Genomic DNA, 12,204 nt, shown 5'->3' with positions numbered 1-12,204 from the left:
CTCATGCAATCACATCAGACCGGCACGTTCCAGATTTCTTTCGCGTATTGCCGGATCGTGCGATCGGAGGAGAACCAGCCGACGCGGGCGACGTTGCGGATGGCGCGCGCGTACCAGTCCGGGCTGTTGCGCCAGACAGCATCGACGTCGCGCTGGCAGGCGGCATAGGCGTCGAAATCCGCCGCGACCATGAACCAGTCGGTGTCGTAGAGACCGTTGATGAGATCGCGGTAGCGATTGGGATCATCGGGCGAGAAGACGCCCGACGAAACGGCCGCGACCGCCTGCGCCAGTTCCGAGGATGCTTCGATGACGCCGCGCGGATTATAGCCATTGTTGCGCCGCTCGGCGACTTCTTCGGTGGTGAGGCCGAAGATGAAGATGTTGTCGTCGCCGACATGCTCCTTGATCTCGACATTGGCGCCGTCAAGCGTGCCGATGGTCAGCGCGCCGTTCAGCGCGAACTTCATGTTGCCGGTCCCCGACGCTTCCATGCCTGCGGTCGAGATCTGCTCGGAAAGATCGGCGGCCGGCATCAGCACCTCGGCCAGGCTGACGTTGTAGTTCGGTACGAACACGACCTTCAGCAGGCCGCGCACCGAAGGGTCACTGTTGATCACCCTGGCGACATCGTTGGCCAGTTTGATGATCAGCTTGGCGTTGTGGTAGCTGGGCGCGGCCTTGCCGCCGAAGAATTTCACGCGCGGCATCCAGTCGCGCTCGGGATGCGAACGGATCTGGTCATAGAGCGCGATTGCTTCGAGGATGTTGAGGAGTTGGCGCTTGTATTCGTGGATGCGCTTGACCTGGATGTCGAAGAGCGCCGAAGGGTCGAGCTTGATGCCGAGGCGATCGGCTACCAGATTGGCAAGCCTCACCTTGTTCTGGCGCTTAACGGCGGCGAATTTTTCGCGGAAGGCTGTGTCATCGGCGAGAGGATCGAGCCCCTTGATCGCCTCGATGTCATCCATGAAGCGGTCGCCGATCGCCTCGCGGGCAAGCGCGGTGAGGCCCGGATTGCACTGGATGAGCCAGCGCCGCGGCGTGATGCCGTTGGTCTTGTTGTTGATGCGATCGGGATAAAGTTTGTGCAGGTCGGCGAAGACCGTCTTCTTCATCAATTCGGTGTGCAGCGCCGACACGCCGTTGATCGAATGCGAACCGACAAAGGCCAAATTGCCCATGCGCACCCGGCGGTCGCCATTCTCCTGGATCAGCGAGATGCGGCTGATCTGCTCGTCCGAGAATTGGTCGGTGGCGCGAGCTTCGAGCAGCACCTGCGCGTTGATGGCGTAGACGATCTGCATGTGGCGCGGCAGGAGCCGCTCGAACAGCGGCACCGACCAGCTTTCCAGCGCCTCGGGCAGCAGCGTATGGTTGGTGTAGCCGAAGGTGCGCTTGGTGATGTCCCAGGCGAGATCGAAATCCATGCCATGGACATCCATCAAGAGCCGCATCAGTTCAGGCACGGCGATCGCCGGATGGGTGTCGTTGAGGTGGATCGCGGCCTTGTCGGGCAGCGACTTCAGGTCGCCATATTGGCTGAGATGGCGCTGGACGATGTCCTGCAGCGAAGCGGTCGAGAAGAAGTATTCCTGGCGCAGCCTGAGCTCCTGCCCGGCCATGTGGGAATCGGCCGGATAGAGCACGCGCGACAGCGCATCGGCCTTGTTGCTTTCAGCCAGCGCCCCGATGTGGTCGCCGGCATTGAACTTGTCGAGCAGGATCGGATCGATCGGCATGCCCGACCATAGTCGCAGCGTGTTGACGCGCTTGGCGCGCCAGCCGGCCACGGGCGTATCGTAGGCGACCGCCAGAACATGTTCCCTCGGCTTCCAGACATGGCGTTCGAGGCGCCCTTCCCTGGAGGTGATCGATTCGACCGAACCGCCGAAGCCGACTTCGAAGGAGCGCTCGCGGCGCTCGAACTCCCAGGGGTTGCCATGGTCGAGCCAGGTCTCGGGCAGTTCGACCTGCCAGCCGTCATGGATTTCCTGGCGGAACATGCCGTTGGCATAGCGGATGCCGTAGCCATGCGCGGGAATGTCGACGGTCGCCATGCTTTCCATGAAGCAGGCGGCGAGCCGTCCGAGGCCGCCATTGCCAAGGGCAGCGTCCGGCTCGAGCGCCGCGATCAGGTCGAGGTCGACGCCGAGCGACGACAGCGCCTCACGCATATTCTCCATCAGGCCGAGATTGGAAAAGGCGTCGCGCATCAGACGCCCGATCAGGAATTCGAGCGAGAGGTAATAGACGCGCTTTTCCTGCTGGTCGTAGGCTTCCTTGGTCGCCTGCATCCAATGGTCGACGACGCGATCGCGCACGACCTTGATCGAGGCGGTCAGCCAGTCGTACTGGGTCGCGACGGTGGTGTCCTTGCCGACCCGGTATTTGAGCGACATCAAGACTTCTTCGGCGAGCGTCTTGGGATCGGGATTGTCGAGAGCGGGGGCTTCGATCGTCATGGCGGATGTCATATCGCCTCTCGTTCGGTTTGGCCTGATCATACCGGCTTTCACCGTTTCTCCCAGCCCATCCTAGTGCATTGCAGCATGTTTTCAATCGATTAGAGGATACTCCCGCCTGCTTACCCTGCGGCAACTTGGCAGTTCAGGCCGCCAATGCCACCTCCGGGGGTGTTTTTGCCCCGGTCATGAAGGCAACGGCATCGGACATCGTATATTGCTTGGGGTCGATGACGCACAGGCGACGGCCCAGACGGTGGATGTGGATACGGTCGGCCACCTCGAAGACGTGTGGCATGTTGTGCGAGATCAGCACGATCGGCAGACCGCGCTTCTTCACGTCGAGGATCAGTTCGAGCACGCGGCGGCTCTCCTTGACGCCCAGTGCCGCCGTCGGCTCGTCCATGATCACCATCTTCGAGCCGAAGGCGGCGGCGCGGGCCACCGCCACGCCCTGGCGCTGGCCGCCCGACAGCGTCTCCACCGCCTGGCTGATGTTCTGGATGGTCATCAACCCGAGTTCGGTGAGCTTGTCGCGGGCGCGCTTTTCCATTGCCGGACGGTCGAGCATGCGAAGCCACTGGCCGACAAAGCCGGGTTTGCGGATCTCGCGGCCGAGGAACATGTTGTCGGCGATCGACAGCGCCGGCGAGAGCGCCAGATTCTGGTAGACGGTTTCGATGCCGGCTTCGCGAGCTTCCATCGGCGACTTGAAGGAGACGGGTTTGCCTTCGAGCCGGATTTCGCCTTCGTCCGGCACGGCCGCGCCGGAAATCGCCTTGATGAGCGACGACTTGCCGGCGCCGTTGTCGCCGATGACGGCAAGGATTTCGCCGGGGTAAAGGTCGAAATCGGCATTGTCGAGGGCCGTGACGCGGCCATAGCGCTTGACCAGACCGCGCGCGGTGAGGATGGGTTCCTGGGTCATGCCGAAACCTTTCTGATCCATTGGTCGATGGCGACGGCGCCGATGATCAGCACGCCGGTGAGCAGCACTTTCCATTGCGGATCGGCGCCCAGCATGTTGAGGCCCATCGAGACGACGCCGACGATCATGGCGCCGAACAAGGTGCCGAGGATGGAGCCGCGGCCGCCGAAGAGAGAAATACCGCCGATCACCGTCGCGGTGATGGCCTGCAGATTGTAGTCGGTGACGGCGGCGGACGGCGAGATCGAGCCGTTGCGGCCGATCGAGACCCAGGCCGCGAAAGCGGCGATCAGCCCGGCAAGGGTGTAGACCGTCATCAGCACCTTCTTGGTCTGGATGCCCGACAGCTTCGCCGCCTCCTGGTCATCGCCGACGGCGTAGACATGACGGCCCCATGCGGTGTGGTTGAGCACGTACCAAAGAACCAGCACGAGCACGACCGTGGCGATGACGCCGAGCGTCAGCACCGCCGTGCCGACCTTGAAGCTCATGGCAAACAGGTGCAGCAGCGGTGCCTGATTGTCGACGTCGGTGTCGCGGATCGTCTCATTGGCCGAATAGATGAAGTTCGTGGCCATGACGATATTCCAGGTGCCAAGCGTCACGATGAAGGGCGGCAGCTTCATATAGGCGACCAGCAGCCCGTTCAGCAGCCCGCAAGCCGCTCCGGCGGCAAGCCCGATCGCCACGGCGAGCACGCTCGGCATGCCGTAGCTGACCGCGCAATTGCCCATGATCACGGCCGAAATCACCATGATCACCCCGATCGACAGGTCGATGCCGGCGGTCAGGATAACCAGCGTCTGCGCGGCCCCGAGAATGCCGACGATGGCGATCTGCTGCAGGATCAGCGTCAGCGTGTAGGACGAGAAGAATCGCCCTCCGATCGTGATGCCGAAGATGATGATCGACAGAAGCAGCACGATCAGCGGCACCGCGGCCGGCGTCGAATGCAGAAAATGCTGGACGCGCTTGACGGCTGATTTGTGCTCGTCGAAAGCGGCCACGCTTGTGTCGCTGGCCGAGAGAACCTTCTCGAATTCCTGAACTTGAGCCATGTTTTCTCCCCGTAGGGCTTCAGCCACGCGCTGACGCCGTCCACGCCTTCCGGTCTGTCGCCGGGATTATTCGCGTTTACAGTGATGCATCGTCCACCCGATGCGGCCGGGGATCAAGCCCCCGGCCGATCGGTTTTGTTCCGGTCAGGCCGGCATTAGCCCCAGCACTTGGCGAGGCCTTCCTTGGTGTCAATGGACTTGACGCCGTTGGCGGGCTTGTCGGTGACGAGATTGACGCCGGTGTCGAAGAAGTTCTTGCCCTCGGTCGGCTTCGGCTTGGTGCCGTCCTTGGCGAAAGCGGCGATCGCTTCGATGCCGAGTGCGGCCATCTGCAGCGGATATTGCTGCGAGGTGGCGCCGATGACGCCTTCGGCGACCGACTTCACGCCGGGGCAACCGCCGTCGACCGAGACGATCAGCACCTGGCTTTCGAGGCCGACGGCCTTGAGCGCCTGGTAGGCGCCGACCGCCGCCGGCTCGTTGATGGTGTGGATGACGGTGATGGTGTTGTCCTTCTGGAGAAGGTTTTCCATCGCCTTGCGGCCACCTTCCTCGTTGCCGTTCGTCACATCATGGCCGACGATGCGCGGATCCACCTCATCGCCGATCTTGTTGGGGTCCTTCACGTCGATGCCGTAGCCCATCATGAAGCCCTGGTCGCGCAGAACGTCCACGGTCGGCTGCGAGGGGGTGAGGTCGAGGAAGCCGATCTTGGCATCCTTGGCCTTGTCGCCCAGCGTGGCGGCGGCCCAGGCGCCGATCAGCTTGCCGGCCTCCAGATTGTCGGTGGCGAAGGTCGCGTCGGCGGCGTCGATCGGGTCGAGCGGCGTGTCGAGCGCAATCACCAGCAGGCCCGCATCGCGCGCCTTCTTCACCGTCGGCACGATGCCCTTGGTGTCGGACGCGGTGATCAGAATGCCCTTGGCGCCATCGGCGATGCAGCTTTCGATCGCCGCCACCTGGCTCTCGCTGTCACCGTCGATCTTGCCCGCATAGGTCTTGAGATCGACGCCAAGTTCCTTGGCCTTGGCGGTCGCGCCCTCCTTCATCTTGACGAAGAACGGATTGGTGTCGGTCTTGGTGATCAGGCAGGCGCCGACGCCGGCGGCTGACGCGGACGAAGCGAACGCCATCAGACCCAGCGCGGCCGCCGCAAAAACAGTGGACTTCAACAGTTTTGTATTGGTCACGATTTTCCTCCCAGTGGACCATTTTCGAATGCCGGCCAACCGGCACCCGCACGGCATCCAAGCGACTTCTCCCAGCGCGGATGCCCCCTCAAAGAACACCACACAAAGGCATCTGTCAATAATTAAATCACTCTTATTTATTATTGACAGCCTTGCGTCGTTCACTCATTCTGGCCCAAAAGCATTGCCGGGGAAACGACGGGAGGAACAGGGTGGAGACCGCCACTGCGAGGCATGGTTCGCCCGAAGCGAACGAGAGCCTTATTCACCGCGGCACCAACCAGAGCGGCATGCGCGACCACAACGAGCGCCTGGTGCTTTCGCTGGTGCGCCAGCACGGCAGTCTTGCGAAGTCCGACATTGCCCGCATGACCGGACTTTCGGCGCAGACGGTCTCGGTCATCATGCGCGAACTGGAGGAAGAAAGCCTGCTCGTGCGCCAGGCGCCGTTGCGTGGCAAGATCGGTCAGCCCTCGATCCCCATGGCGCTCAATCCCGAAGGCGCCTTCTTCATCGGCCTCAAGATCGGCCGCCGTAGCGCCGAACTCGTGCTGATCGATTTCCTCGGGCAGGTGCGCGCCATGCTGCAGCATTCCTACCGCTACCCTGCCCCACGCGAGACGGTCGAGTTTGTCACGTCGGGCATGAAGACGATGCGCGGCGAGCTGACACCTGCGCAGGACAAGCGCATTGCCGGACTCGGCATCGCCATGCCGTTCGAACTTTGGAACTGGGCCGACACCGCCGGCGCGCCGCGCGACGTCATGGACGAATGGCGCCATCGCGATATCAGGGCCGACATCCAGGCACAGTGCGATTTTCCGGTCTACCTGCAAAACGATGCCACCTCCGCCTGCGGCGCCGAACTGGTCTTCGGCCAGACGGGCGCGGCGCGGGACTTCGTCTATTTCTACATCGGCGCCTTTGCCGGCGGCGGCATCGTGCTCAACGGCCGGCTCTTCGGCGGACCGACCGGCAATGCCGGTGCGCTCGGCTCCATGCCCGTGCCCGGGCCGGACGGAAAACCGACCCAGCTGATCGACGTGGCCTCGATCGCCATGCTCGAAAAAACACTCAACGCGCGTGGCGTCGAGGCCTCGTATCTGTGGACCTCACCCGAGGATTGGGGGGAGATCGGCGCTGAGCTCGACGAGTGGATCGCCAGCGCCTCGCAGGCGCTCGCTTACGCCATCGTGGCAGCGTCCTCGGTCATCGATTTCGAGGCCGCGGTGATCGACGGCTGGATGCCGAAGGCCGTCCGCCAGAGGCTGGTCGAGGCGGTCGTGACAGCAATCGGTGCGATCGACGGCGAAGGGCTGAAACTTCCGACCGTCCGCGAGGGAACCGTGGGCATCCATGCCCGGGCGCTCGGCGGCGCCAGCCTGCCGCTTTCCGAACGGTTCCTGATCGGTTCGACGACGATCTCCAGGAGCGCCTGAATGCTGATCGGGATTCCGGCGCTGCTTGGTCCGGAGCTTCTGGCGACGTTGCGCGCCATGGGCCATGGCGACGAGATTGCCCTGGTCGACGGGAACTATCCGGCGCAAGAGCAGGCAAGACGCCTCATCCGGACCGACGGCCATGCCCTCATTCCCGTACTCGACGCGATACTGACGCTGCTTCCGGTCGACGATGTCGTGCCGGAGGCGCTGTTTCGCGCCTCGGTGAAAGGCGATCCGTCGCTTGCCGACCCCGTCCATCATGAAATGGAGGCGATCTGCGCCAAACGAGCTCCGGGCCGCAAGGTGGTTGCGCTGGCCGGCGCCGACTTCTATGCACGGGTCAGATCGGCGCATGCCATCGTCGCGACAAGCGAGCCGCGGCTTTACGCCAACATCATCATCCGCAAGGGCGTGATCTATCCGCCGGAGACCAGGAAGCCATGATCCTCTGCTGCGGCGAAGCCCTGATCGACATGCTGCCGCGCACCACCACCGAGGGTGAGCCGGCCTTTGCTCCCTATGTCGGCGGCGCCGTTTTCAACACGGCGATCGCGCTCGGCCGGCTCGGCGCGCCGGCCGGCTTCTTCTCGGGCCTGTCGTCGGACCTGTTCGGCGGCCAGTTCCGGGACGCGCTCGGGGCAAGCAAAGTGAGTTCAACCTACGCGCACACTTCGCCCCGGCCGACGACGCTGGCCTTCGTGCGGCTGAACAACGGCCAGGCGACCTACACCTTCTATGACGAGAACACGGCCGGGCGCATGCTGACCATCGAAGACCTGCCGCAACTCGGCGGCGAGATCGAGGCGATGCTGTTCGGCGCCATCAGCCTGATCTCGGAGCCGGCTGGCTCGGCCTATGAGGAGTTCATGCGGCGCGAGCATGAGGCCCGCGTGATGATGCTCGATCCCAACATCCGGCCGAACTTCATCCCCGACAAGGCCAAGCATCTCAGGCGCATCCGGGAGATGATGGCGATGGCCGACATCGTCAAACTGTCGGACGAAGACCTCCACTGGTTCGGCGAAGCCGGTTCGCACGAGGATGTGGTGCGCAATTGGCTCGAACGCGGCCCCAAGCTGATCGTCGTCACCCATGGCAGCGAAGGTGCCGTTGGCTACAGCAAGCAGCACCGTGTCACCGTCATACCGGAGACAGTCAAGGTGGTGGACACCGTCGGCGCCGGGGACACGTTCAACGCCGGCATCCTTGCCTCCCTGCATGAGCAAGGCCTGCTGGCGAAGGCGGCGATTTCCAGCCTGTCCGAAGACGCAATCCGCAAAGCATTGGCGCTCGGCGCCAAGGCGGCGGCAGTGACGGTATCACGAGCCGGCGCCAATCCCCCCTGGCGACACGAGATCGGCTGATCGGCTCCCGAAAGCGATCACTTTATGTTTCCATGCGCCGGAAAACCGCGACAAAAACGGCCTGGACTGCACCGCCAAGCCCGGATTCCCGGCTTTTTGATGCAATGCGCCAGCAAAACACGGTAACGGGCTGCGACACTTGCACCGTACCTCCGGTCCGCAGCCGGCTTTTTCAGCCGCGCCAAGTCTGGTACCAGCGGGCCGGTTATTGGCAGGTATTGAGGCCGACATGCAGTTCATCGATCTTGGCGCGCAGCGCGAACGAATCCGCGACCGGCTGAAAGCCGCGATCGACCACGTTGTCGAGGATGGCCGCTACATCTTTGGCCCCCAGGTCGCCGAATTCGAGAAGAAGCTCGCCGCCTATGTCGGCGTCAAGCATGTGGTTGCCTGCGCCAACGGCACCGACGCACTGCTTTTGCCGCTGTTTGCCGCCGGCATCGGCCCGGGCGACGCGGTATTCGTGCCGAGCTTCACCTTCGCCGCCACGGCGGAAGTGGTGGCGCTGGCCAAGGCCGAGCCGGTTTTCGTCGATGTCGATCCGAAGACCTACAACATCGACATCGCCAGCCTCGAGGCGGCGATCTCGGCCATCAAGAAGGAAGGCCGACTGAAGCCGAAGGCGATCATCCCCGTCGACCTGTTCGGTCTTGCCGCCGACTACGAGGCGATCATGGCTATCGCCAATCGCGAAGGCTTGTTGGTGATCGAGGATGCCGCGCAGTCCATGGGTGGTTCGCTCGAAAGCAGGATGTGCGGCTCGTTCGGCCATGTCGGCTCGACCAGCTTCTATCCGGCCAAGCCGCTTGGCTGCTATGGCGACGGTGGCGCGATGTTCACCAATGATGACGCTTTGGCCGACACGCTGCGTTCCTTCGCCTTCCACGGCAAGGGCGAGACGCAATACGACAACATCCGCGTCGGCATCAATTCACGGCTGGATACGCTGCAGGCGGCAATCCTGATCGAGAAGCTCGCCATCCTCGAGGAAGAAATGGTAGCGCGGCAGGTGGTAGCCAAGCGCTATGCAGAAGGCCTGGGCGACATCGTCACCGCGGCCCGTAACCTGGATGGCAGCCGTTCGGCCTGGGCGCAATACGCGATCGAAACGCCCAAACGCGACGGCCTTAAAGCGCATCTGAGCGAAAAAGGCATCCCGTCTGTCATCTATTACGTCAAGCCGCTGCATGAGCAGATCGCCTATCGCGACTACCCGCGCTCGCCGACCGGTCTTGCGGTTTCGGAGGACCTGCCGAAACGCATCCTGTGCCTGCCGATGCATCCCTATCTCAGCGAGGCCGACCAGGACCGGATCATCGAAACGATCCGCAACTATATCGGCTCGAACTCGGCGCAGGCCGCGGCCGAATAGGCGCCTGATAGCAGAGGCCGACACACCTCGTTTGCTTAGAGCGGTCGGGGCGCAGGCCGGCGCGTCGCGCCGTTATTCTGAGACGGTCGGCGCGCGTCTTGTGGTCCGGTCATCCGGCCGGGTCACGGGACGGCACTGCAATATGCAGATCCCTGCTGTGAAGACCAAAGTGCCCAGCACCCATGACAACCAGATCCGATGGTCGACCGACAGTTCGACAACAGCTATGATCAGGTAGTTGCTGGCTATGAAATGGCAGGGGCCCCTCAAACCGCCGATCATTCTTATGATCGCGCCCAGGAGCACCCCATACACAATGATGCCCAGCGCTCCGAGCTCGTACCACAAATCGAATACGATATTGTGTGCGCTTGGGAGATCCACCTGCGCATAATATGTGGGACTCACCACAACCCCGACCGCGTTTCTCATCGTATTGGCGCCATGGCCGAGAACGGGCTGGTCCGCAATGTGGGGCGAGATCATCTGCCAAAGATCAAGCCGCGCGGCGAACGTTCCTGGATAGAAGGCCAGCCATCCCGTGGTTTTGAGGTAGGCGAACAGCGGCGAGACGACGAAGGGGGCGATCAGGGCAAAAGACAAATAGACGGCGAAGAATGCGACCAAGGCGTGCTGGCGGTATTTGGCGGGCATGACAAACATCACCGCCACGAAGACAATCGCCAGGTTGATGCCGGTCGATTGACCGTAGAGCAATGTCAGCACGGCAAAGAGAGCCGCAAGCCCCTTCCAGACGAACCGCCGCTGGGCAAGAAATATGACGGCAAAAAAAGCTCCATAGACCGTGATCTTGTGGAGGGTGAAAACATTTTCCACAAATCGCGGATTTTCGGTCAAAAACGCAAAATACAGTTCCCAACCCATCACCGACACCAGGCCGATCAACATGCCGACCAATGAGACCAGCGCGAGCCGGTCGCGTTGAGCGCCCGGAAGCGCCAGAATGCACTCAAACAGCAGGATGGCGGCGACCGAGTAGCCAAACAGGTCCCTCGCCGCCATGAGAGAGCGGCTCGCGTTAACCGACCACAGGGCGCTCGACAGGACAAAGCCGGACAAGAGGGCCAGAGTTACGGCGAGGCCTATCGTTGCCCTGCCAAAGCGCGCACCCTTTGTCAAAAGGGTAAGAGCGCCCATGAGTGCCGCGACAAATGCCAGGGCCGTCGGAGACATTTCGACGAAGACGAAAAGGGCGGGAGAGAGGGCGTAGAGGCCCAGCAACATCCTGAGGACTATTTCGTCGCGATTGCTGGTCCATACCGGAAACCCGCCCAGAATGACGGCATGGCATTTCTGAAAAAAGGACATTCAACTACCGACTCAGGGAACGCCTATACAGGATAGGTTATCGGCGAAGGCACCTCAACGTTCGATACGTCCTGCGGTTGCAACCCCGCCGCTGGCGATGAAATGCGGATTGGCGAAGTCCTCGTCATCGGCCTGGTTGCGCTTGCCATAGGCCAAGGGCTTGCCGTCCAGCGTGCGTGTCGTGCCACCGGCGGCGCGCAGCACCGCGTCACCCGCCGCCGTGTCCCATTCCATGGTGCGGCCGAAGCGCGGATAGACATCCGCCTCGCCATTGGCGAGAAGGCAGAATTTCAGCGACGAACCGACCGAGACGATCTCGGCGGCACCAAGGTCGCGAATATAGGCTTCGGTTTCCGGCGTGTTGTGCGAGCGGCTGGCAACCACCGCCAGTGGCGTCGCGGCAGTTCTCACCGAAATCGGCCGGCGAGAAACGATCCGGTAGTCGCCATCGATTTCGAGGGTTTCCGCCCTGCCCGGCAGACCGGAAAAGAAGCGGCCGCTGCATGGCGCGAAGACAACGCCGACTTCCGGCACGCCACGGCGGACAAGCGCGATGTTGACGGTGAAGTCGGTGCGCCGGTTGACGAATTCCTTGGTGCCGTCAAGCGGATCAATGAGGAAGAAGGCCTCGCCAAGGTCGCCCGGCATGACACCGGCCGCCGCTTCCTCCTCGGCCACGCAGGGAATGTCGGGGAATTCCGCACGCAGGCCGGCGAGGATGATCTTCTCGCTCTCGCGGTCCGCCTCGGTCACCGGCGTGGAATCCGATTTGCGGTCGACCGCGCAGCCGGCGTGGAACACACGCATGACCTCACGCCCGGCCGCGAGCGCCAGCCGCTCGAAGATCTCAAGCATCGACGTGTCGTCAGATGCCGCCGCCATTGTCATATTGATCTTCCGCAATGTCACGCTCGTTCAGCCAGTGTTCCAGGGCATCTACCATCTCTTCAGGCGACTTGCCGAGCGTCTTGAGATGGATCTCCGGTTTCTCCGGTGCTTCATATGGAGAATCGACACCGGTGAAATTCTTGATCTCGCCATTCAGCGCGCGCGCAT

At 62.6% G+C, this 12,204-nt stretch carries 11 protein-coding genes; 4 read left to right on the top strand and 7 right to left on the bottom strand.

Going from position 1 to position 12,204, the window contains the following annotated elements:
- Nucleotides 1-14: 14 nt before the first annotated feature.
- From O7B34_RS30385 to O7B34_RS30370, 4 genes are all read right to left on the bottom strand, one after another.
- Nucleotides 15-2,477, bottom strand: coding sequence for a glycogen/starch/alpha-glucan phosphorylase (locus tag O7B34_RS30385; RefSeq protein WP_337132212.1), 2,463 nt, complete (start codon nucleotides 2,475-2,477; stop codon nucleotides 15-17).
- A gap of 133 nt (nucleotides 2,478-2,610) precedes the next feature.
- Nucleotides 2,611-3,393 carry an ATP-binding cassette domain-containing protein gene (locus O7B34_RS30380; RefSeq protein WP_027146641.1) on the bottom strand — a complete coding sequence of 261 codons (783 nt, stop codon included), beginning with the start codon at nucleotides 3,391-3,393 and terminating at the stop codon, nucleotides 2,611-2,613.
- Complete coding sequence (locus tag O7B34_RS30375; RefSeq protein WP_337149450.1) at nucleotides 3,390-4,451, bottom strand: ABC transporter permease; 1,062 nt, start codon at nucleotides 4,449-4,451, stop codon at nucleotides 3,390-3,392. Before O7B34_RS30375 ends, O7B34_RS30380 begins: the two co-directional genes overlap by 4 nt.
- A gap of 155 nt (nucleotides 4,452-4,606) precedes the next feature.
- Nucleotides 4,607-5,584: a sugar ABC transporter substrate-binding protein gene (locus O7B34_RS30370; protein ID WP_442921021.1), complete on the bottom strand. Its 978-nt coding sequence runs from the start codon at nucleotides 5,582-5,584 to the stop codon at nucleotides 4,607-4,609.
- A 269-nt stretch (nucleotides 5,585-5,853) separates the two neighbouring features.
- Between O7B34_RS30370 and O7B34_RS30365 the strand changes: the two genes are divergently transcribed.
- The 4 genes from O7B34_RS30365 (at nucleotide 5,854) to O7B34_RS30350 (ending at nucleotide 9,819) form a co-directional block, all read left to right on the top strand.
- Complete coding sequence (locus tag O7B34_RS30365) at nucleotides 5,854-7,080, top strand: ROK family transcriptional regulator (protein WP_140884122.1); 1,227 nt, start codon at nucleotides 5,854-5,856, stop codon at nucleotides 7,078-7,080.
- Entirely contained in the window at nucleotides 7,081-7,527 is a 447-nt protein-coding gene (locus tag O7B34_RS30360; protein WP_140507997.1) for an RbsD/FucU family protein, read from the top strand. It abuts the gene before it with no gap.
- Nucleotides 7,524-8,447 (top strand): carbohydrate kinase family protein, encoded by a 924-nt coding sequence (locus tag O7B34_RS30355; RefSeq protein WP_337143443.1) that lies wholly within the window; start codon nucleotides 7,524-7,526, stop codon nucleotides 8,445-8,447. Before O7B34_RS30360 ends, O7B34_RS30355 begins: the two co-directional genes overlap by 4 nt.
- 229 nt (nucleotides 8,448-8,676) lie before the next feature.
- On the top strand, nucleotides 8,677-9,819 hold the full coding sequence (locus O7B34_RS30350) for a DegT/DnrJ/EryC1/StrS family aminotransferase (protein ID WP_337149449.1): 1,143 nt from the start codon (nucleotides 8,677-8,679) through the stop codon (nucleotides 9,817-9,819).
- Nucleotides 9,820-9,891: 72 nt separating this feature from the next.
- On the opposite strand, the gene O7B34_RS30345 is transcribed toward O7B34_RS30350, so the two are convergent.
- The 3 genes from O7B34_RS30345 to O7B34_RS30335 all read right to left on the bottom strand — a co-directional run.
- Nucleotides 9,892-11,148 (bottom strand): O-antigen ligase family protein, encoded by a 1,257-nt coding sequence (locus tag O7B34_RS30345; protein ID WP_337149447.1) that lies wholly within the window; start codon nucleotides 11,146-11,148, stop codon nucleotides 9,892-9,894.
- A gap of 54 nt (nucleotides 11,149-11,202) precedes the next feature.
- Entirely contained in the window at nucleotides 11,203-12,003 is an 801-nt protein-coding gene (gene cysQ / locus O7B34_RS30340; RefSeq protein WP_337149446.1) for a 3'(2'),5'-bisphosphate nucleotidase CysQ, read from the bottom strand.
- Nucleotides 12,004-12,013: 10 nt separating this feature from the next.
- A partial coding sequence (locus O7B34_RS30335; protein WP_337132205.1) for an adenylyl-sulfate kinase occupies nucleotides 12,014-12,204 on the bottom strand: 191 nt, incomplete at its 5' end.

The organism is Mesorhizobium sp. Cs1299R1N3, from assembly GCF_037179625.1.
GTDB classification, from domain to species: Bacteria; Pseudomonadota; Alphaproteobacteria; order Rhizobiales; family Rhizobiaceae; genus Mesorhizobium; species Mesorhizobium salmacidum.
This window is presented reverse-complemented; position numbering and strand designations above follow the sequence as displayed.

What these genes read in the sequence shown, in the direction of transcription:
- O7B34_RS30385 (WP_337132212.1), bottom strand. Translation starts at nt 2,477, where the DNA reads ATGACATCCGCCATGACGATCGAAGCCCCCGCTCTCGACAATCCCGAT.
- O7B34_RS30380 (WP_027146641.1), bottom strand. Translation starts at nt 3,393, where the DNA reads ATGACCCAGGAACCCATCCTCACCGCGCGCGGTCTGGTCAAGCGCTAT.
- O7B34_RS30375 (WP_337149450.1), bottom strand. Translation starts at nt 4,451, where the DNA reads ATGGCTCAAGTTCAGGAATTCGAGAAGGTTCTCTCGGCCAGCGACACA.
- O7B34_RS30370 (WP_442921021.1), bottom strand. Translation starts at nt 5,584, where the DNA reads ATGGCGTTCGCTTCGTCCGCGTCAGCCGCCGGCGTCGGCGCCTGCCTG.
- O7B34_RS30360 (WP_140507997.1), top strand. Translation starts at nt 7,081, where the DNA reads ATGCTGATCGGGATTCCGGCGCTGCTTGGTCCGGAGCTTCTGGCGACG.
- O7B34_RS30355 (WP_337143443.1), top strand. Translation starts at nt 7,524, where the DNA reads ATGATCCTCTGCTGCGGCGAAGCCCTGATCGACATGCTGCCGCGCACC.
- O7B34_RS30350 (WP_337149449.1), top strand. Translation starts at nt 8,677, where the DNA reads ATGCAGTTCATCGATCTTGGCGCGCAGCGCGAACGAATCCGCGACCGG.
- O7B34_RS30345 (WP_337149447.1), bottom strand. Translation starts at nt 11,148, where the DNA reads ATGTCCTTTTTTCAGAAATGCCATGCCGTCATTCTGGGCGGGTTTCCG.
- cysQ (WP_337149446.1), bottom strand. Translation starts at nt 12,003, where the DNA reads ATGCTTGAGATCTTCGAGCGGCTGGCGCTCGCGGCCGGGCGTGAGGTC.